This window comes from Sphingomonas sp. TX0543 (genome assembly GCF_048565505.1).
In the GTDB taxonomy this organism is placed as follows: domain Bacteria; phylum Pseudomonadota; class Alphaproteobacteria; order Sphingomonadales; family Sphingomonadaceae; genus Sphingomonas.
Window position 1 is genome coordinate 2648759 of sequence record NZ_JBLZUS010000002.1, and the last position, 20098, is coordinate 2668856.

16 protein-coding genes are annotated in these 20098 nt (G+C 63.6%); 14 read left to right on the forward strand and 2 right to left on the reverse strand.

The window, feature by feature from the left end; genetic code table 11:
* Positions 1 to 64 precede the first annotated feature (64 nt).
* From ACM61V_RS13335 to lptG, 6 genes are all read left to right on the forward strand, one after another.
* Positions 65 to 385, forward strand: coding sequence for a hypothetical protein (locus ACM61V_RS13335; protein WP_419714062.1), 321 nt, complete (start codon positions 65 to 67; stop codon positions 383 to 385).
* 83 nt (positions 386 to 468) lie between these two features.
* Positions 469 to 711: an acyl carrier protein gene (locus tag ACM61V_RS13340; RefSeq protein WP_137787607.1), complete on the forward strand. Its 243-nt coding sequence runs from the start codon at positions 469 to 471 to the stop codon at positions 709 to 711.
* 1 nt (position 712) lies between these two features.
* The gene (gene spt / locus ACM61V_RS13345; RefSeq protein ID WP_137787608.1) at positions 713 to 1972 is read left to right on the forward strand and encodes a serine palmitoyltransferase; all 1260 of its coding nucleotides are present in this window, start codon (positions 713 to 715) and stop codon (positions 1970 to 1972) included.
* Positions 1973 to 2024: 52 nt separating this feature from the next.
* Positions 2025 to 3977, forward strand: coding sequence for an ATP-binding protein (locus tag ACM61V_RS13350; protein WP_349290327.1), 1953 nt, complete (start codon positions 2025 to 2027; stop codon positions 3975 to 3977).
* Positions 3978 to 4079: 102 nt separating this feature from the next.
* Positions 4080 to 5279: an LPS export ABC transporter permease LptF gene (gene lptF, locus ACM61V_RS13355; RefSeq protein ID WP_171007629.1), complete on the forward strand. Its 1200-nt coding sequence runs from the start codon at positions 4080 to 4082 to the stop codon at positions 5277 to 5279.
* A complete protein-coding gene (gene lptG, locus ACM61V_RS13360) occupies positions 5276 to 6367 on the forward strand; it encodes an LPS export ABC transporter permease LptG (protein WP_137787609.1) in 1092 nt (363 codons plus the stop codon). The genes lptF and lptG overlap by 4 nt, the downstream gene beginning before the upstream one ends.
* Positions 6368 to 6375: 8 nt before the next feature.
* Here the strand turns inward: lptG and ACM61V_RS13365 are convergent, their stop codons facing one another.
* On the reverse strand, positions 6376 to 7458 hold the full coding sequence (locus ACM61V_RS13365; protein ID WP_249341634.1) for a fatty acid desaturase family protein: 1083 nt from the start codon (positions 7456 to 7458) through the stop codon (positions 6376 to 6378).
* A gap of 120 nt (positions 7459 to 7578) precedes the next feature.
* Here ACM61V_RS13365 and ACM61V_RS13370 point away from each other — a divergent pair, with 120 nt between their 5' ends.
* Positions 7579 to 8733 carry an N-acetyltransferase gene (locus ACM61V_RS13370; RefSeq protein WP_137787611.1) on the forward strand — a complete coding sequence of 385 codons (1155 nt, stop codon included), beginning with the start codon at positions 7579 to 7581 and terminating at the stop codon, positions 8731 to 8733.
* A gap of 58 nt (positions 8734 to 8791) precedes the next feature.
* On the opposite strand, the gene ACM61V_RS13375 is transcribed toward ACM61V_RS13370, so the two are convergent.
* Positions 8792 to 9025: a hypothetical protein gene (locus ACM61V_RS13375; RefSeq protein ID WP_137787612.1), complete on the reverse strand. Its 234-nt coding sequence runs from the start codon at positions 9023 to 9025 to the stop codon at positions 8792 to 8794.
* A gap of 275 nt (positions 9026 to 9300) precedes the next feature.
* Between ACM61V_RS13375 and ACM61V_RS13380 the strand changes: the two genes are divergently transcribed.
* From ACM61V_RS13380 to ACM61V_RS13410, 7 genes are all read left to right on the forward strand, one after another.
* Positions 9301 to 10374: a PLP-dependent cysteine synthase family protein gene (locus tag ACM61V_RS13380; protein WP_137787613.1), complete on the forward strand. Its 1074-nt coding sequence runs from the start codon at positions 9301 to 9303 to the stop codon at positions 10372 to 10374.
* Between the two features lie 232 nt (positions 10375 to 10606).
* Positions 10607 to 10942, forward strand: a complete 336-nt coding sequence (locus tag ACM61V_RS13385; RefSeq protein ID WP_137787614.1) for a phosphoribosyl-ATP diphosphatase — start codon at positions 10607 to 10609, stop codon at positions 10940 to 10942.
* Positions 10943 to 10955: 13 nt separating this feature from the next.
* Complete coding sequence (locus tag ACM61V_RS13390; protein ID WP_137787615.1) at positions 10956 to 11348, forward strand: histidine triad nucleotide-binding protein; 393 nt, start codon at positions 10956 to 10958, stop codon at positions 11346 to 11348.
* A gap of 96 nt (positions 11349 to 11444) precedes the next feature.
* Positions 11445 to 13013, forward strand: a complete 1569-nt coding sequence (locus tag ACM61V_RS13395; protein WP_249341635.1) for an amino acid permease — start codon at positions 11445 to 11447, stop codon at positions 13011 to 13013.
* 62 nt (positions 13014 to 13075) lie between these two features.
* Complete coding sequence (gene ligA, locus ACM61V_RS13400) at positions 13076 to 15202, forward strand: NAD-dependent DNA ligase LigA (RefSeq protein WP_137787616.1); 2127 nt, start codon at positions 13076 to 13078, stop codon at positions 15200 to 15202.
* Positions 15203 to 15373: 171 nt separating this feature from the next.
* Complete coding sequence (locus ACM61V_RS13405) at positions 15374 to 18790, forward strand: carboxypeptidase regulatory-like domain-containing protein (protein WP_419714063.1); 3417 nt, start codon at positions 15374 to 15376, stop codon at positions 18788 to 18790.
* A gap of 199 nt (positions 18791 to 18989) precedes the next feature.
* Entirely contained in the window at positions 18990 to 20051 is a 1062-nt protein-coding gene (locus ACM61V_RS13410; protein ID WP_137787618.1) for a sensor histidine kinase, read from the forward strand.
* The last annotated feature ends 47 nt before the right edge of the window (positions 20052 to 20098 follow it).

The following is a 20098-nucleotide window of genomic DNA, read 5'->3' on the forward strand; positions in this document are numbered from 1 at the left end:
TCGCCGCGCCGGAACGTCATTGCGGAATGATTCGTTGGGCTCTCGCAACGAAGAGGTTCCCGCCATGCTGTTCACCACGCCGACGCAATATCTCGCTCTCGCGGTCGCGCTGATCGCCGGTTGGCTGTTCGGGCTCGCCAGCCACCCCGGCGGCCGCAGGTGGCGCGACCGCTACGCCACCGAGCGCGATGCCCATGCGGCCACGCGCACCGATGCCGATCGAAAACTATCTGAAGCAAACGCCCGGATATCGGAACTGGAGCGGGAGAACCGCCGCCTCGAAAGCGTTGCTCCGCCCGCTGCGTCCACGATCGCGCCTAGCCCGCATGATGAAAATCAGCTCGGGTTGCGCCGGGATATCGACCGGATCGGTCCGAACGGCTGAACCTCGCCCCGCGGCTCCCTTTGGGTCAAGCTTCCGCCGCAATCGCTTGGCAAGGTTGATGCCAAGCGATTAAGGGCCGGGACATGAGCGACCGCGATACCATCCTCACCGCCATCAAGGCGCAGATCGAACCTTTCAACAAGAAGGGCGTCGTGGTGACCGACGCGACAACATTTCAGGGCGACCTGGAGTGGGACAGTCTCACGGTCATGGATTTTGTCGCCGCGATCGAGGACGAGTTCGACATCATCATCACGATGAACATGCAGGCCGAGATCGAAACAGTCGGCCAGCTCGCCGACACCGTTGCCAAACTGAAGGCGTAAGATGAGCGAGAGCGGCCTGCAGCCCGACGCGCCCGCGCCCGTTTCCGCGGCGCCCGCCGAACGCGATCTGTTCGACAAGTTCGCGCCGCTGATCGCTGAGCGGGAGGCACTGCTGTCCAGCGGCATGCGCGATCCTTTCGGCATCGTGATGGAGGAGGTGAAATCCCCCACCGTTGCGGTCATCAAGGGCCGCGAGACGATCCTGCTCGGCACCTACAATTATATGGGGATGACGTTCGATCCAGACGTGATCGCCGCGGGCAAGGCCGCTTTCGACAAGTTCGGCACCGGCACTAACGGCAGCCGCGCGCTGAACGGCACTTTCCACGATCATATGGAGGTGGAGCAGGCGCTGCGCGAATTCTACGGCACCACCGGAGCGATCGTTTTCTCGACCGGCTATCAGGCGAATCTCGGCGTCATCTCGGCGATCGCAGGTAAAGGCGAATACATCATCCTCGACGCGGACAGCCATGCGTCGATCTACGATGGCTGCGCGATGGGCAATGCGGATATCGTCCGCTTCCGCCATAATTCGGTCGAGGATCTCGACAAGCGCCTTGGCCGCCTGCCGAGGGAACCGGGCAAGCTTGTCGTGCTCGAGGGCGTCTATTCGATGCTCGGCGACGTCGCGCCGCTCCGCGAGATGGTTGCCGTCGCCAAGAAGCACGGCGCGATGGTGCTGGTGGACGAGGCGCATTCGATGGGCTTCTTCGGCCCCAACGGGCGCGGCGTCTATGAGGAACAGGGGCTGGAAGACCAGGTCGATTTCGTGATCGGCACCTTTTCCAAATCGGTCGGCACGGTCGGCGGCTTCTGCGTCTCGAACCATCCGAAGTTCGACATCCTGCGCTTCGTGTGCCGCCCCTATATCTTCACCGCCAGCCTGCCGCCGGCCGTGATGGCGAGCGCTGCCGTTTCGATCCGCAAGCTGATGCACGCGCACGACAAACGCGCCCGCCTGTGGGACAATACGCGCGCGCTGCACGGGGGATTGCAGCGTCTTGGTTTTCGCCTGCCGACAGACGAGCCGCAATCCGCCGTCGTCGCCGTCCTGCTGGACGATCAGGATCAGGCCGTCGCGATGTGGCACGCGCTGCTGGAAGCTGGCCTCTATGTGAACGTTGCGCGCCCGCCCGCAACGCCTGCCGGCACATATCTTCTGCGATGCTCGGTCTGCGCCGAGCATACCAGCGAGCAGATCTCGCGAGTGATCGCCATGTTCGAGGCCGCCGGCCGCGCGACGGCCGCAATCGGCTGACCATCGCGGGCGCGCTTTTCGCGCGCGTCCGGGTCTGATACCAATCCTGGTTGTGAGCGGGTTACTCGGGGGCACGATACCGGAAACCGTGGTATCGAAACTGCGCATCGTCATGCTGGCCGTGATGGGGGTGCTTGGCGTCGCCGTGCTCCTGGGGCTGATCGTGACGCTCGGCGAGGCGAATCGCCAGCGCGATCGCGCAATCCGGCTACAGTCACACAGTTACGACATCATGGTGCTGGCGCGATCGCTTGGCGGGACGATCGCGGAATCCGAGGCGTCGCTCGGCCGATTCGTCATCTCCGGCGACAAGCAGCTGGGCCGCCTTTACTACGACGAGTGGCAACTCGCCGGAAAGCAGATTGACCGGCTGACCGAACTGTCGCGTCAAAGCGATGGTCAGATTTCGCGCCTTGCGCGGCTGCGCGGCGCATATCAGCAACGCGGCAAGGAATTGTCGCTGATCGCGCTCAGCACCAATTACGGCAAGAACAACCAGGCGCTGTCGCTCTACTACGAGGCGCGGGAGTCGCCCTCGCTGGTATCCATCGACCGGCTGGTGGACGAGGTGACGCGCAGTGAGCGCGACCTGCTTGATCTGCGCACCCGAGAGACGCGCGACGCGATCGAGCGATCGACAAGGCTGGCGCGTATCCTCTCCGCGTTTGGCATCCTTATACTCATCGGCGCGATCGCACTCGGCACGCTCACGGTGCGCGTGCTGACCGAACGCGGCATCGCGCGGGCCGATGCTGACGCGGAGCGTGAACGCGCAGACAAGTTCGCCGCCGCCGTGACGGTCGCCACCGCCGAACTTCGGCAACAGGAAGCGCGATTGCGCCAGGTGCAGAAGATGGAGGCGGTGGGCCAGTTGACTGGTGGAATCGCGCACGATTTCAATAATATGCTGGCAGTCGTCATGGGCGGACTGGAGCTCGCCCAGCGCGGCCTTTCCGGCAAAGGCGCGCGCGCGGAAGTCGGTCGCCATATCGACAGCGCCATGGAGGGGGCAAGGCGCGCCGCCGCGCTGACCGGCCAGCTCCTGACCTTCGCGCGCGAAACCGCGATCAATCCGGAAGTCATCGGCGCAAGTGAATTGCTGCTCAGCATGTCCGACCTTCTCGATCGCACGCTGGGTGACGCGATCACGATCGCGATTCGGGATGAGAGCGACGGCTGGAAACTGCGGGCCGATCGTGTCCAGCTCGAGAACAGCCTCCTCAATCTCGCTGTGAACGCCCGCGACGCGATGGGTGGTCGCGGTACACTGACGATCGCGGCCGGCACCGTTTCTTTGGGCGACGGCGAGCGGGAATGCCCGGCGGGCGAGTATCTGACGATCGCCGTCAGCGATACGGGCTGCGGCATGACGCCGGAAGTCGCCGAGCGCGTGTTCGAACCGTTCTTCACGACCAAGCCGGTCGGCAAAGGCACCGGGCTCGGGCTCAGCCAGATCTTCGCGTTCGTCCGGCAGCAGCGCGGCGCGATCGCGCTCGATACCGCGCTCGGCGAAGGGACGACGATCACGCTCTACCTGCCACGCGAGGCAGCCGGCGAGGTGGCGCCGGCAACGGCGAACAAGCCGGTGGCGGACGTACTGCCCGCCTCCTCCTCGCTCGACGTGCTGGTGGTCGAAGATGATCCACGCGTACTCGCCGCCACGGTAAGCGCATTGAACGAATTGGGGCATCGGCCGATCGCGTGCGATGATCCGCTCGCGGCGCCGGAACTGCTCGCGACCCACCGGTCGATCGCGCTCATCATTTCCGACGTGCTGATGCCCACCCGAACCGGGCCGGAAATGATCGCCGCGCTGGACGACGATCATGCCCATATCCCCGTCCTGTTCGTAACCGGCTATGCCGGTGAAATCGACGGTACGGTCGCGTTCGGTGGCCATCATGTGCTGCGCAAGCCATTCACGCTGATGGCGCTGGAGCGTGCGATCGGCGCGGCGATCGCAGCCGGCCCGGCCACCGCGCACGCCGACCTGGTCACCGAATAACGCATCGATTTCGATCCGGCGGATATTTCCGGCTGACGCCCGGCATTCCCCCGCCTATACCGCCCCGATCCATACGCAGCGCCGAGTGACAATTCCCCGACCATGAAATCGATCGACCGCTACATGGCACGGCTGATCGCGCTGCCGCTGTTCTCCACGCTGGTTCTCGCGGCGATGCTGCTGGTGCTCGATCGCATGCTCCGCCTGTTCGATTTCGTCGCGACGGAGGGCGGCCCGGTTTCGGTCGTCTGGAAGATGCTGGCGAACCTGCTGCCCGAATATCTCGGGCTCGGCATCCCGATCGGGCTCATGCTGGGCATCCTGCTCGCCTTCCGCCGGCTCGCCACCTCATCCGAACTGGACGTGATGCGCGGCGTGGGGATGAGTTACGGTCGGCTGCTACGCGTGCCATATCTGTATGCGATCGGCCTCGCGCTGCTGAATCTCGCCATCGTCGGCTATGTCCAGCCGAAGGCGCGCTACGCTTATGAGCAGCTCCGCTTCGAGCTGCGTACCGGCGCGCTCGGTGCGTCGATCAAGGTCGGGGAATTTACCCATCTCGGCGACCGCCTTACGCTTCGGATCGAGCAGAGCCGCGATGACGGGCGCCAGCTTTCGGGGATATTCGTCCACACGCAGACGCCGAAGGGCGATTGGGTTGGCGTGACGGCGCAACATGGCCAGTTCCTCGCCACCGACGATCCGGATGTCATCATCCTGCGCCTCACCAACGGAACGCTGGTTCACAATCGCGCCGATTTTCGCACGCCGCGCGTGCTGAGCTTCAGCAGCCACGATCTGCCGATCAACCTGCCCAAGTTCGAGCAGTTCCGCGTCCGCAGCGGCGAAAGCCTGGAGGCGACGCTGCCCGAACTCGCACGCACCGGCCGCTCCGCCCAGTCCCCGCAGGAGCGCGACAGCAGCCGGGCGGAATTCCATTTCCGCGTGGCCGAAGTCGCTTCGATGTTCCTGCTGCCGTTGCTGGCGGTGGCGCTGGGCGTTCCGCCGAAACGCTCCACCTCGGCGCTCGGCGTCTTCCTGTCGATCGTGATGATCGTGACCTATCACAAGGTCAATCAATACGCCGCCACCGTCGGGCAGCAGGGGAGAATCGATCCGTTCATCGCCTTGTGGGTGCCGTTCCTGTGTTTCGCCGGGCTGGTGCTGTGGATGTATCGCACGATCGCCTATGTGCCCGGCGGTCAGCCGATCGGTGCGCTCGAGCGCGTGGCCGGCAAGGCCTGGAAAGCGGTGGCGCGGTACTTGCCCGGCCGCCGTCGCAAGGTGGAGGGTGCGGCATGACCTCCTTCTTCCCGTCACGCACCGTATCTCTCTACATGGGCCGGATGTTCCTGGTCCGGACCTTCGGCATCCTTGCCGGGTTGGTACTGGTGCTGCAGGCGCTCGATCTGCTTGGCGAATCGGGCAAGATCCTGGCGGTTCGCGGCAATGGCGACGCGCAGATCTGGTATTACGTTTCCCTGCGCGTTCCGCAGATCATCGCGCGCTTCCTGCCCTTCTCCGTCCTGCTCGGCACGATCCTGACGCTGATCACGATGAACCAGAACAGCGAGGTGGTGGCGCTTAAGGGCGCGGGCATGTCCGCGCATCAGGTGCTCGCGCCGCTGATCGTCGCCAGCATGGGCGTCGCGGTGGTGAGCTTTGCGTTCAACGACCGGATCGTGCCGCGCGCGACGGCGACACTCAACCGCTGGCAGAAGGTCGATTACGGCTCGATACCGGCCGAGCGTGGCGATCGATCGAACGTGTGGGTGAGATCCGGGCAGAATCTGGTCGAAGTCGATCAGATCACCGGGCGCGGCGACGCCGCGCGGCTTTCCGGGATCACGGTTTACGATCGCAGCGGCGGCGAGCTGCGTGGGATCACCACCGCGCTGCACGGCAAGCGTGTCGCCGATGGCTGGTCGATCTCGCCCGCGCAGCGCTTCGATGTCGCGAGTGGCAAGGTCACCAGGCTGGGCACGACAATTGTCGCGCGCGGCGTGACGTCGGACCAGTTGACGCTGGCTTCCGCCGATGCCGACGAGCTTTCGTTTAGCGAACTGAAGGCGGCAATCGACGATCTCGGGGCGGCCGGACGGCCCACCAAATCACTGGAGGGCTCGCTCTGGCACAAACTGTCCGGCCCGCTCTCCTCCGTGCTGATGCCGCTGCTCGGCGCTGTGGCGGCGTTCGGAATCGCACGATCCGGCAAGTTGTTCGTGCGCGCCGTCATCGGCATGGCGCTCGGCTTTGCCTATTTCGTCGCGGACAATTTCGCGCTGGCGATGGGCAATCTGGGCGCCTATCCGCCTTTTCTGGCAGCCTGGGCGCCCTTCCTGCTGTTCCTGTTCATCGGCGAAACGGTGTTGCTGCGCACCGAAGAATAAGCCTGGTTTCAGCGGCGCGGCAGCATCGTGCTCCGCGCAATCTTGCCGACCAGATACGGCAGGCTGCGATAGCTGGCATTGTGATAGCAAGACCCCGCGTCCAGCGCCGCCGTCAGGCGCCGATGCGCCTCGCCCAGCGAGTGATACGGGACACCCGGCAGCAAATGGTGAAGCGCATGATAGCGCAGGCCAACCGGCGCCCACAGCGCGGGGAGCACACCCGGCGGCGGCACGTTAACCGAATCCAGATATTGCGCGGTGACGGTCATCGCCTCGCCCTCGTTTTCCCACAGATGGGCGACGAGCGTGCGAACCTGATTAAGCACCGCCACGCCCGACGAGATCGCGAGCATGATAACAAAGGCGCGCAACGGGAGCGTGCCCGTGGCCACCAGCGCAAGTAGCGCGATCGCCCAGCATGCGCAGGCGATCTCGATCCGGTTCCACTGCGCGCGGAAATCGCCCTCGGGCATCCGGCGGCGGAACGCAGGATTGATCGCCAGCGCCGAATAACGCTCCACCACCATACGCCGCAACGGGGGGATCAGCAGCGATAGCGGCGAAAGCACGGCAAAACGGAACATCAGCGCGATCGGCGTCAGCCCGGCCACGACGATGAACGCCGGCAAGGTCCACGGCTTCATCAGCGCCAGCGGAAGATATTCCGGGTCCTCCGACGTGCCGTAACGCGTGCGAGCGTGGTGCAGGTTGTGCACCCCTTCATACATGAAGGACGGCACCAGCATCGGCACCCCGATGAACAGATTATAGGCGAAGCGAAAACCGGGGAGCACGGCGTGGCGCACATGCGTCAGTTCGTGGATGAAGCTCAACGCACGATATAGGGCAAGCACCGCGATCAGCGCCGCGGCGATCGCGATCCACGTCGAACCGCTCAGGACCGCGAGCACGAGTCCCGCATAGCCGATCGCGACAGATCCCAGGAAATCCCCCCAGTATATGCCCGCGCGCGGCGCGTTGATGTCACGCGTCAGTTCCGCGGCCGCCTTCAGCATCGCGCGGTCGTCTGCGATCGGCAAGCGCGCCGTGCTGTCGGTCGCGGCTTCGCGGTCGAGAATAATGCTGGTCATGGCGTGGCTCATTGCCCGAAGATAGTGGCGATACGGTGGCCTTTACAGGTCGGCGATCGCGCGATGATGACGGAAAGGTCACTCGCCATGATCGCTTCGGGCGATTATTGCGCTGATCTCATGGCATCAGCACTCACTATCCGCCCCGTCCTGACGAAGCGTGATCGCAAGACCTTCGTCGACTTCCCCTTCAGGCTTTACCGCGACGATCCGAATTGGGTGCCGCCGCTTAAAGGCGAAGCGCTGGGGCTGATAACGCCGGAAAAGAACGGCTGGTACAGCCATGCGATTGCGCAGCTTTTCCTCGCCGAGCAGGACGGCCGCGTGGTCGGTCGCATCTCGGCACATATCGATACGCTGGCGCTGGAGATGCCCGCCGATCGCGGTTTCGGCCCGGGCACCGGCTTCTGGGGGCTTATGGAGGCCGAGCGCGAGGAGGTGTTCACCGCGCTGATTGCCGCAGCGGAAGGCTGGCTGCGCGAGAACGGCACCACGCGGGTGATCGGGCCGGTATCGCAATCGGTGTGGGAAGAGCCGGGGCTGCTGATCGAGGGCTTCGATCATCCGCCCACGGTGATGATGGGTCATGCCAGGAAAGAATATCGCGGCTGGGTCGAGCGGGCCGGTTATCTCCCGGTGAAGCAGCTTCTCACCTACGATCTGGCGATCGACAAGGGCTTCCCCCCGATCGTCAACCGCATCGTGGCATCGGGCGAAAAGAACCCGCGCATCCGGATCCGCGAAGTGGACAAGTCACGCTTCATGGAAGAGGCGACGATCATCCTCGGCATCCTTAATGATGCGTGGTCCGACAATTGGGGGTTCGTGCCGCTCACGCAGCCTGAGATCGACGATATCGGGGTGAAGCTTAAGCCGATTGTCTTCAACGACCTGATCCGCATCGCCGAATTCGACGGGCGGCCGGTGGCGTTCATGATCACGCTCCCCGATCTCAACGAGGCGATCAAGCCGCTGAACGGTAACCTGCTGCCGTTCGGCTGGGCCAAGCTGCTGTTATGGCTCCGCAAGCCAAAAGCACATACGATGCGTGTGCCGCTGATGGGGGTGCTGAAAGAGCTTCAGTCGTCGCGCCTCGCCAGCCAGCTTGCTTTCATGATGATAGAGTTCATCCGTCGCGACGCGGTGGCCCACTATGGCGCCACACGCGGCGAGATCGGATGGGTATTGGACGATAATCAGGGCATGAACTCGATCGCAGGCGCGATCGAGAGCAAGGTCAACAAGGTATATCAAATCTACCTTCGCGAGATCTGACCGCGAAACGGGCGGTCCGCGACGATAAGGGTCGACACGGGCCGCCCAGCACGCTGGGTCACTTGGCGAGCGGATCCAGGCCCAATTTGGTCCATTCGGCGCGGGTGCGGCATACCTTCGTCGGCAGACGTGAGCCGGTGAAATTATCGACCACGCAGATCCGCTGGGTCGACGAAGGCTCCGTACCCGCGACTGGCGCGGCGGTCGCCGGCGCCGCGGTGCGGGCGGCGGCGGGTACGGCCGACGCGGCGGCGATTGCGACGGCGGCGACGATCAGGGACTTGGTATTCATAGCTTCCTCCTCCGAAATTCTGGCAGCGTTTCGTGCTGCGATCATCGGATTGCATCTGCCGTGCCAAACTTGAATATTGTTTTATATCAGTGTCTTAGTAAATTGATTACAGTTGTAATCCGCCAGATGTTGGCGCATCGTCCGAAATGGAGGTGCGTTCCGCCACGATGCGCGATCACATCGACAGCGAGAGCTTGATGACGGCGCCGATCTGCATAGACATGGCCGCCAAAGCTGCGCACTGACACGTTTTGCGAGATGCAGGATTTGCGATGATGGAAGGCGCGCCTACGATCGATCCCCACCGCGTATGGCTGTCGGAGGCGATCCGACGGATCGAGGCGGATTTCAATCGCTCGGCAGATACGCATCTGATCCGCGTCGATCTGCCGAACCATCGCGGGATCACTCTGTATCTGAAGGACGAAAGCTCGCACCCCACCGGCAGCCTGAAGCACCGGCTGGCGCGCTCGCTGTTTCTCTACGCGCTGTGCAACGAATGGATCGGGCCGGACACCTGCGTGATCGAGGCGTCATCCGGCTCGACGGCGGTGAGCGAGGCGTATTTCGCGCGGATGCTGGGGTTGCGCTTCATCGCGGTGGTGCCCGGAACCACCGCCGCGCCGAAGCTCGACGCGATCCGTTTCCAGGGCGGCGAGATCTACACCGTGGACGATCCGCGCACCGTCTATGAGGTCGCGCACCGGCTCGCGAAGGAAACGCGCGGGCATTATCTCGACCAGTTCACTTATGCCGAGCGGGCGACAGACTGGCGCGGCAACAACAATATCGCCGAGAGCATCTTTACCCAGATGGCGCGCGAGGAGCGCCCGATCCCGGAGTGGATCGTGTGCGGGGCGGGCACCGGCGGCACCTCGGCGACAATCGGGCGGTTCATCCGCTATCAGCGCCATGCCACGCGCCTGCTCGTTGCTGACCCGGTCCATTCGATATTTCACCGGCATTATGCCGATCGCAGCATTGCCCAGTTACCGGCGGGCTGCGCCTCCTGCATCGAGGGTATCGGGCGTCCGCGCGTCGAGCCGAGCTTCGTCCCGGGCGTGATCGACCGTATGGTCGCGGTCGAGGACGCACAGAGCATTGGGGCGATGCGCGCGCTGTCCGATCGGCTCGGGCGGCGTGTCGGCGGATCGACCGGCACCAATCTGTGGGCCTGCGCGCAGCTGGTCGAGGAAATGGCGGCGGCCGGAGAGCGCGGCAGCATCGTGACGCTATTGTGCGATGGCGGCGATCGATATGGCTGCACCTATTATGACGACGCATGGCTCGCCCGGCGGGGCATCGATTGGCGGAGCGCGGCCGACCGCGTCGCGGCATTATGGGCATAGCGACAGCCTCGCTGGCGTTCGGCACGAACGAAGCCGGGCCTGCCACTTTAGTCGCCGGCGATCCACACAGCGGCACCGTCCGCGAGCGGACGATGCCCGAGCTTTCGGACGTTGCGCTTTTCGTCGTCGCCGTGATCGCGATATGGCTCACGCGGCGCGCATTGCGGCGGCGAATGCAAAAACGTCCGCCACGCGGTTGACCGCGCGCGCGCCAGGCGGCACCGCTGCCGTCATGGCCGACGATACATTCGACCGCCTCGAGGCGACGATCCGCGCGCGCAAGGACGCGGCGGCGATGAAGTCCTACACCGCCAGCCTGTTTTTCCAGGGGCGCAAACGGATCGCGCAGAAGCTGGGCGAGGAAGCGGTGGAGACCGTTATCGCCGCCTGCTCTGGCGACGATGCGAAGATAATTCCCGAGGCGGCAGACCTGATTTTCCATCTGCTCGTCCTGCTTGCCGACGCCGATCTGTCGCTGGACGACGTGCGCCGCGAACTCGACCGGCGCGAAGGCCAGTCCGGTCATGACGAAAAAGCCGGCCGGCCACTTTCCTTCCGTCCCGAATAGCCAGAGGTGACACATGGCCGTCGACGCCACCCAGCCCTATGACGACCAGAACGTCTTCGCGAAGATCCTGCGCGGCGAAATCCCGTCGCGCCGCGTTTACGAGGATGAATTCGCCCTCGCCTTCCACGATATCGCACCATGGGCGCCGACACATATTCTGGTGATCCCCAAGGGTAAGTATGTTTCGTGGGACGATTTCAGCGCCAATGGATCCGATGCCGAGGTCGCCGGCTTCGCCCGCGCCGTTGGCCGGGTGGCGCGCGATCAGGGGCTCGTTGCGCCCGGATATCGCCTGCTCGCCAACACCGGGCTCGATTCGCATGCGGAGGTGCCGCATCTGCACGTCCATATCCTCGCAGGCCGGTCACTCGGCCCGATGCTGGTACGCAACGACAGCCGCGATTGATCGCGCACACGTTGAGACTTTGCGGATGCCGTATTCGCCGCTAGGCTTGACGGCTTAACATATTCGGGCCGCCGGAGAGGCGGTCGAGGGAGGAACATGGCAACTAGACCCGCAGAAGGTCTTCTCGGGCGGATGATGCTTCGCAAAACGGTGGAGCAGGTCCAGCGCGAAACACAAGCAAGCGAACTTAAACGGACGCTCAGCGCCGCAAATCTCGTTTTCCTCGGTATCGGCTGCATCATCGGCGCCGGCATCTTCGTCCGCACCGGCAATGCCGCCGCGCTCCATGCCGGCCCCGCCGTACTGATCTCATTCGTCGTCGCGGGCGTGATCTGCGGGCTTGCGGGCCTGTGCTATGCCGAACTGTCCTCGACGCTGCCGGTATCGGGCTCCGCCTACACCTATTCCTACACCACGATCGGCGAGTTCGCTGCCTGGGTGATGGGCGCGCTGCTGTTATTGGAATATGGCCTGGCCGCTTCCGTCGTCGCGGTCGGCTGGTCGGGCTATGTCGTGTCGCTGCTGCGCGATTACGGCATCGTCATTCCGGTCGAGCTTACCGGACCGAGCGGCCATGCGATCATGGCCAACGGCGCGGCCGTCCTCGGCGCCAATGGCGCACCGCTGACCTATCTGTTCAACCTGCCCGCTTTCGCTATCTGCGCGGTGCTCGGCGCCCTGCTTGTCGTTGGTGTGAGCGAGAGCGCGAAGGTCAACAACGCGATCGTGCTGGTGAAGATGACCGTCATCATCGCCTTCATTCTGATCGTCGGCTGGTTCGTTATCCAGAATTTCGGCACGTTGAAGGCGAACTGGGATCCGTTCATCCCGCCGCCGTCTGGCGAAAAGGGCGAGTTCGGCTGGGGCGGCATCATGCGCGCCGCGTCGATCGTTTTCTTCGCCTATATCGGGTTCGAAGCTGTTTCGACTGCCGGGCAGGAGGCAAAGAACCCGGCGCGCGACATGCCGATCGGCATCATCGGCAGCCTCGTCGTCTGCACCGTTATCTACATGCTCGTATCGGTCACGATGACGCTGATCGTGAATTACAAGATGCTCAACGTGCCCGATCCGGTCGCGGTCGCGGTCGATGCGCTCGGCCCGCAGTGGAGCTGGTTCGCGAAAATCATCAAGATCGGCGCGATCGTCGGCCTCACCTCCGTCGTGCTGGTGCTGATGTATGGCCAGACGCGCATCTTCTACACGATGGCGCGCGACGGGCTGTTGCCGCGTGTGTTCGCCACGGTCCATCCGCGTTTCAAGACGCCGTGGGTCAACACGATCCTCGTCGCGCTGATCGTCGCATGCGCGGCAGGCTTCTTCGACATCAATACGCTCGGCGACATGACCTCGGTCGGAACGCTGGCGGCATTCGGCATCGTCTGCCTGACGGTGATTTACCTGCGCCGCTCGCACCCCGATCTGCCGCGCGGGTTCAGGGTGCCGCTCTATCCGGTGCTGCCGGCGCTCGGGATCCTGTTCTGCTTCGGGCTGATCTTTTCGGTCGAGACGCGCGTCCTGATCTTCTTCGCCTGGTATGCGGCGGCGGCGATCGTGCTTTATTTCGTGTACGGCATGCACAATTCCCGCCTGTACAAGGGCCTTGATGAAATCGACGGCGGACAGATGGGCGAATATGTCGCGCCCGTCGGGAAGCAGCCCTAACCGGTGATCTTTCGGCCCGTTCACTCTTCGCAAGCGCGGGGTGAACGGGCTAGAGGACGGGCATGAGCGCCCTCCCCTCGAACGACCCGGATGCCGCCGCCGAGCTGGAGCGGCTGGCACGCGAAATCGCCTATCACAATCGCCGCTACCACACGGAGGACGCGCCGGAGATCGCCGACGCGGACTATGATGCGCTGGTGCAGCTTAACAACGCGATCGAGGCGGCCTTCCCGCATCTGGTCCGCGCTGATTCGCCGTCCCGCGCCGTCGGCGCCGCACCCGCCTCGCATCTCGCCAAGGTGCAGCATGCGAGGCCGATGACCAGCCTCGACAATGCCTTTGCCGACGAGGAAGTGGAGGAATTCGTCGCCCGCGTCCGCCGCTTCCTGCGGCTGCCCGAAGACGCGCCTGTCGCGCTGACTGCGGAACCGAAGATCGATGGCCTGTCCTGCTCGCTACGCTACGAAAAACGTCGGCTCACGCAGGCACTGACCCGCGGCGATGGCACTACCGGCGAAGACGTGACCGCCAATGTCGCGACCATCGGCGATATCCCCAAGATCTTGCCGGCCGATGCGCCGGATATCTTCGAAGTGCGCGGGGAGGTCTATATGGCCAAGGCCGATTTCACCGCGCTCAACGCGAGGCTCGCGGCCGAGGCGGTGGAAAGCGGCAAGGACGCGCGGCAGTTCGCAAACCCGCGCAACGCCGCCGCCGGCTCGCTGCGCCAGAAGGACGCCGCCGTCACCGCCAGCCGGCCGCTGCGATTCCTCGCGCACGGCTGGGGCGAGACGTCGGCCTTGCCCGGCGGAACGCAGTTCGACGTGATCGAGGCGATCCGCGGCTGGGGAATACCGGTCGCCGATGCCTTGGCTCGCGTGAATGATATCGCCGAGGCTCTCGCACATTATCGCGCGATCGAGGCGAGGCGCGCGGATCTCCCCTTCGACATCGACGGCGTGGTCTACAAGATCGATCGGCTCGACTGGCAGGAGCGGCTCGGTTTCGTCGCACGCGCGCCGCGCTGGGCGATCGCGCACAAGTTTCCCGCCGAACGCGCGCAGACCACGCTTGAGGCGATCGATATCCAGGTTGGCCGCACCGGCAAGCTCACGCCGGTCGCGCGGCTTACCCCGGTCACCGTTGGCGGCGTCGTCGTCTCGAATGCGACGCTGCATAACGCTGACGAGATTGCGCGGCTGGATGCGCATCCTGGTGATCGCGTTGTCGTGCAGCGCGCCGGCGATGTGATCCCGCAGATCGTCGAGAATCTCTCCCGCGCCGAAGGGCGTGCGCCGTGGCCCTTCCCCACGCATTGCCCGGAATGCGGGTCTGAAGCGGTGCGCGAGCCGGGCGAGGTAGACTGGCGCTGTTCCGGCGGCCTCGTATGCCCGGCGCAACAGGTCGAGCGGCTGAGACATTTCGCCTCGCGCCACGCGCTCGATATCGAAGGGCTGGGCATCACCAATATCGAGAGTTTCTTCGCCGACGGCCTGATCGCGCGCCCGGCGGATATCTTCCGCCTGACCGAAGGGCAGTTGCTCGCGCGCGAGCGCTGGGCGGAAGTGTCCGCGCGCAACCTGATCGCGGCGATCGACGCGAAGCGCAATCCGCCGCTCGATCGCTTGCTGTTCGCGCTCGGTATCCGCCATATCGGCGAGGTGACCGCGCGAGACCTTGCACGGCGCTGGCGAAGCTGGCCGGCGTTCCGCGCGATGGTGCAGACCGGCATCGATAAGCGGGATGCGATGCTTCAGGCGATCGGCGAGAGCGACGACAAATTGCTTCAGCGTACCGCCAGGGAACTCGCGCTGATCGCGGACACGAAGCAGGTCGGGCCGGAAGTGGCGCTCGCGTTGATCGACTTTTTCGCCGAAGCGCAGAATGATGCCGCGGTCGCGGATTTGCTCACCCAGGTGACGCCGGCGGACGTCGTCCACGAAACGCGCGCCTCGGAAGTTTCCGGCAAGACCGTCGTATTCACCGGCACGCTCGAAACGATGAGCCGCGACGAGGCGAAGGCGCAGGCCGAATCGCTCGGCGCGCGCGTCGCGGCATCGGTGTCGTCCAAGACGGATCTGGTCGTCGCCGGCCCGGGCGCCGGATCAAAGGCGAAGAAAGCCGCCGAGCTGGGCATCCGCGTCGTGGACGAGGCCGCGTGGCAGGCGATCGTCGCGGCGGCGGGATGATGCGGCGAGGTGAGTGTCGCTTTTTTGCAACGGATGGAAAAGCGAGTCGGTCATAAAACCGGAATCGACTCGCGGCTGTCATTTTAGCTTAATAATGCGGGGGCACGGGCTCGGCGGACGGTCAGGGATACCGCCGGGAACCTGAGCAGAAAGCTCAAAGGGGAAGAAAAGATGCGTAATAACCTGTTTCTGGGCGTAGCTGCGGCTGCGCTCATCATGCCGATTGCGGCGACAGCGCAGGAAACCACGTCGACGATTCGCGGCACGGTCACCGCGAATGGCGCGCCGGTGGCCGGCGCGACCGTGACGATCGTGAACGTACCGTCCGGCACGACCGCTTCGACCAACACCGACGCCGGCGGCAGCTTCAACGCGTCGGGCCTGCGCGTCGGCGGACCTTTCACGGTCACCGTGAAGGCCAGCGGCTATCCGCAGACGAGCGTGACCGACATCTTCACCGTCGTGGCTCAGGCATATGATCTGCCGATCGAGCTGGCTCCCGCCGCGGGCGCGGACTCCACCGCCGATGTCGTCGTGACCGCGTCGCGCCTGCCGAACGCACGCACCGTGAGCCAAGGCCCGGCGACCGTCCTTTCCGCCGCACAGATCGCGTCGGTGGCCTCGGTCAATCGCGACATCCGCGATCTGATGCGTCGCGATCCGTTCGCGCGCCTCGACTATTCGGATGGCAATGGCCGCGCCGTAAGCTTCGCGGGTCAGAATGCACGCTTCAACCGTTTCTCGGTCGATGGTGTTCCCGTCACCGACAACTTCGGCATCAATCCGGACGGCCTGCCCACGCGCCGTTCGCCGGTTCCGCTGGACGCAATCGGGCAGTTCCAGACCAAGGTTGCGCCCTATGACGTGCGCGAGGGCAATTTCCAGGGCGGCGCGATCAATGCGATCCTCAAATCCGGCACCAACGAATTCCACGGCACCGGCTTCTATGCCCGCTCGTCCGACGGTCTGACCGGCACCAAGACCAAGGCCGGCCCCGGCGTCCCGACCGGTGTCGTCACGCTGCCGAAGTTCAAATACGAGAATTATGGCGCCGAAATCTCCGGCCCGATCATCAAGGACAAGCTGTTCTTCATGGTCGCTGGCGAGCGCATCCGCGCTGGCACGCCGATCGCTGAGGGCACCCCTAGCAACAACGCCGGCACGGTGATCCCGAACATCACCGACGCGCAGGTGCAGCAGATCCAGCAGATCGCGCAGTCGAAATATGGATATAACACCGGCGGAATTCTGAACAATTCAAAGGATTCCGACGACCGCCTCGTCGCGAAGATCGACGCCAACCTGTCCGATCGCCAGCGCGCTTCGTTGACCTATATCTACACCAAGGACTCGATCCAGTTCGGCAATAACACGAACGTCGGGCCGGCCTCCGCCACTGCCAATCAGCCGGGTCTTGGGCTCGAATCCAACGGCTATATCGCGTCCAATCGCCTCCACACAGGCGTGTTCCAGCTGAACTCGGACTGGAGCGATGAGTTCTCGACCGAGGTTCGCGCATTCTACAAGGACTATAAGCGCGGCCAGGATCCGATCCTGGGTCGCGGCTTCGGCCAGTTCCAGGTGTGTACTGCACCGACATCCGATCGCGGAAACTTCGGCGCTGGCTCCACCAATCCCAGCAGCAGCGGAACGGGCAACGACCTGTCCACCAATTGTCAGCCGGGTTACGGAACGGTTTCGTTTGGCCCCGATATCTCGCGCCAGTCGAACCAGCTGACCAGCAAGACCTGGGGCGGTCTTGTCCAGGCACGCCTCACCAGGAACGATCATGATCTGCGCATCTTCAGCGAAGTGCAGAGCACGTCGATCTTCAATCTTTTCGTACAGCGCTCGGCGGGCGATTATTACTTTGACTCGATCGCCGATCTCCAGGCCGGCAATGCGCAGCGCCTGCGCTACACGAACGCTGTCCCCAGCCTGAACCCGGCCTATGCTGCCGCGCAGTTCAAATATCAGTCGCTCGCTTTTGGCGTGCAGGACATCTGGCGTGTCAGCGACATTTTCACGCTGTCATATGGCGCGCGTTATGATCTGTACGCCGGTGACAGCCGTCCGGCGCTCAACACCAATTTCGTGAGCCGCTTCGGCTTCCCGAACACCGCATATATCTCGGGCCGCGGCGTGTTCCAGCCGCGTATCGGCTTCGATTTCAAGCCGGCGACGGGCGTCACCGTGCGCGGCGGCGTAGGCATTTTCTCGGGCGGCTCGCCGGACGTTTATGTGTCCAACAGCTTCTCGAACACCGGTTTCCTGTCGAACAGCATCGATGTTCGACAGAACAACAACGGAACGAGCTATATCGTGCCCGGCCAGACCGGCGCGGCGGCCAACGCGACCGGCAGCGCGATCCTGACCGGTGTGAACGGAACGACAATCCCGTCGGCCGCTAACACCGTTCTGGCGGGCGGCAGCTCGTCGGCCACCGCGCCTACCAATGCGCTGGCACCGAACTTCAAGCTGCCGTCGCAGTGGCGCGCGACCTTGTCGGCGGATTACGACAGCGATCTGGGCGGGTTCCTGGGCGGTGGTTGGCACTTCGGCGCGGACCTGCTGTATTCCAAGGTTCGCGACCAGGTGTATTTCACCGACATTCGTTCGGTCCCGACCGCGCTTACCACCCCGGACGGTCGCACACGCTACGCCTCACTCACCACGTTTGCCGATACGAACCAGGATATCCTGCTGACCAATACCAGCAAGGGTCGTGGCTACATCGCGGTGGCGCGGTTCGAGAAGAACTTCGATATCGGCGTAAATATCGGGGCGAGCTACACCTACCAGAACGTCAAGGATGCGACGCCGGCGACATCCTCGACCGCAGGCTCGAACTACGGCAACGGCGCTTTCTTCGACGCAAGCGGCGCGGCCTACGGCGTTTCGAACGACGAAGTTCGTCACTTCATCAAGTATAACGTGACGTTCGATCACGCCTTCTTCGGTGATTACAAGACGGTGTTCTCGATCTTCGGCGAAACCCGCATCGGCAAGCCTTACAGCTATACGATGCAGGATATCTCCTCCGGTCGCAGCGCGATCTTCGGCAACGTCGGGACGGGCAGCCGTTACCTGCTCTATGTGCCCACCTCCACGACAGACGCGCTCGTGTCATACGATAGCGCGACCACGCAGACCTATCTCGACAATCTTATCAAAAGCACGGGGCTCGGAAAGTATCGCGGCAAGATCGCGCCGCGGAACGGCTTCAATTCGCCATGGTTCACCCGCGTCGATCTGCATCTGTCGCAGGAAGTGCCGACCGGCTTCGGCAACAGCCGCATCATGCTGTTCGCGGACATCGAGAATTTCACGAACCTGCTCAACAAGAACTGGGGCCAGGTTCGCGAATATTCGTTCCCGTACACGATCCCGGCGGTGCGGGTGCAATGCTTGCAGACTGCCGTCGCAACGGGCACAGCGCCCACTGCGGCGCAGGTGACGGGCACCACCTCGCAGGCCTGCACACAATATCGCTACAGCTCACCAAGCGTGACGCCGGATCAGCAGAATGTGATCTCCTCGCGTCCATCGCTGTACACGATCCGCATCGGCGCGCGCTTCACCTTCTAAGCGTCCTCGGTTCGTAACGCCTTCGGGGCCGTCGTTTCTTCCGGGAAACGGCGGCCCTCTTGTTTTGCACCCTGGCGGCGGGGCGTGTAAGGCTACGGCGATGGCGAGCACCCTATCCGCCCCGGGCACCACGCAAACGCCCGCGCCCGGCGCAACCGTTCCGGCCCGGTTTCCCGCAACGATCGTGCGCACCCCGACGATGTTCGCGCGCCCCTTCTTTGAGGACAAGGCGCGGGCCTTCTGGTTTCTTCAGGCGGCGGGCTGGTCGGGCTATCTGATCCTGCGCACCGTATCGAGCATCTCGAACGGTTTCACGCTGCAAGGTGTCGTCACCAACATCGTCGAGACGATCGTCGGCTATTGCATCACCCTGCTTCTCTCGACGCTCTACGGCTATTACCGCAGCTTCCCCCGCCTCGCCGGCATCATCCTTTCGCTTCTGACGCTGGGCGCGGCGACCTTCCTGTATTCGCTGCTCGACACTTTTTCGTTCAGCTTCATCAAGTTCGCCGCGCCGGGCATCGATGTTAAGCTCCTGATCGGCGCGCTGTTCCTCAATTTCACGGTGCTGGCCGGCTGGTCGGCGCTGTATTTCGGGATCAATTTTTATCTGATCGTCGAGGAACAGATCGATCAGATGCAGCATCTGGAAACCCAGGCGTCGTCGGCTCAGCTAGCGATGCTGCGTTACCAGCTCAACCCGCATTTTTTGTTCAACACGCTCAATTCGATCTCCACGCTCGTACTGCTGAAACAGACCGAGCGTGCCAACGCGATGCTCTCGCGCCTCGCTTCGTTCCTGCGCTATACGCTGGCCAACGAGCCGACAGCACATGTCACGCTTGCGCAGGAGGTCGAAACGCTGAAGCTCTATCTCGAGATCGAGAAGATGCGCTTCGAGGATCGGCTGCAGCCGAAATTCGATATCGATCCGGCCGCCGAAAAGGCTCATCTGCCCTCGCTGCTACTGCAGCCGCTGGTCGAAAATGCGATCAAATATGCAGTCACGCCGCAGGAGGAAGGCGCCGAAATTCGTATAACGGCGCGGCTCGCCGGGGATCGCGTGCAGATCACCGTATCCGATACCGGGCCGGGCTTGCAGGGAACTAAAAATCGACCAAGCCTTTCAACCGGCGTCGGCATCGCCAATATCAGAGAACGTCTGGCGCAGGCCTATGGGGCGGATCATCGTTTCGAGATCCAGGCCATGCCGCTGGGTGGGTTCGGGGTAGATATCGAGATCCCGTTCCAGCTTGAGTGAGTCAACAGGGGTGTGGAGAAATAAAGGCGTCGCGCCGAAACGAGTGA

What these genes read in the sequence shown, in the direction of transcription:
- ACM61V_RS13335 (WP_419714062.1), top strand. Translation starts at nt 65, where the DNA reads ATGCTGTTCACCACGCCGACGCAATATCTCGCTCTCGCGGTCGCGCTG.
- ACM61V_RS13340 (WP_137787607.1), top strand. Translation starts at nt 469, where the DNA reads ATGAGCGACCGCGATACCATCCTCACCGCCATCAAGGCGCAGATCGAA.
- spt (WP_137787608.1), top strand. Translation starts at nt 713, where the DNA reads ATGAGCGAGAGCGGCCTGCAGCCCGACGCGCCCGCGCCCGTTTCCGCG.
- lptF (WP_171007629.1), top strand. Translation starts at nt 4,080, where the DNA reads ATGAAATCGATCGACCGCTACATGGCACGGCTGATCGCGCTGCCGCTG.
- lptG (WP_137787609.1), top strand. Translation starts at nt 5,276, where the DNA reads ATGACCTCCTTCTTCCCGTCACGCACCGTATCTCTCTACATGGGCCGG.
- ACM61V_RS13365 (WP_249341634.1), bottom strand. Translation starts at nt 7,458, where the DNA reads ATGACCAGCATTATTCTCGACCGCGAAGCCGCGACCGACAGCACGGCG.
- ACM61V_RS13370 (WP_137787611.1), top strand. Translation starts at nt 7,579, where the DNA reads ATGGCATCAGCACTCACTATCCGCCCCGTCCTGACGAAGCGTGATCGC.
- ACM61V_RS13375 (WP_137787612.1), bottom strand. Translation starts at nt 9,025, where the DNA reads ATGAATACCAAGTCCCTGATCGTCGCCGCCGTCGCAATCGCCGCCGCG.
- ACM61V_RS13380 (WP_137787613.1), top strand. Translation starts at nt 9,301, where the DNA reads ATGGAAGGCGCGCCTACGATCGATCCCCACCGCGTATGGCTGTCGGAG.
- ACM61V_RS13385 (WP_137787614.1), top strand. Translation starts at nt 10,607, where the DNA reads ATGGCCGACGATACATTCGACCGCCTCGAGGCGACGATCCGCGCGCGC.
- ACM61V_RS13390 (WP_137787615.1), top strand. Translation starts at nt 10,956, where the DNA reads ATGGCCGTCGACGCCACCCAGCCCTATGACGACCAGAACGTCTTCGCG.
- ACM61V_RS13395 (WP_249341635.1), top strand. Translation starts at nt 11,445, where the DNA reads ATGGCAACTAGACCCGCAGAAGGTCTTCTCGGGCGGATGATGCTTCGC.
- ligA (WP_137787616.1), top strand. Translation starts at nt 13,076, where the DNA reads ATGAGCGCCCTCCCCTCGAACGACCCGGATGCCGCCGCCGAGCTGGAG.
- ACM61V_RS13405 (WP_419714063.1), top strand. Translation starts at nt 15,374, where the DNA reads ATGCGTAATAACCTGTTTCTGGGCGTAGCTGCGGCTGCGCTCATCATG.
- ACM61V_RS13410 (WP_137787618.1), top strand. Translation starts at nt 18,990, where the DNA reads ATGTTCGCGCGCCCCTTCTTTGAGGACAAGGCGCGGGCCTTCTGGTTT.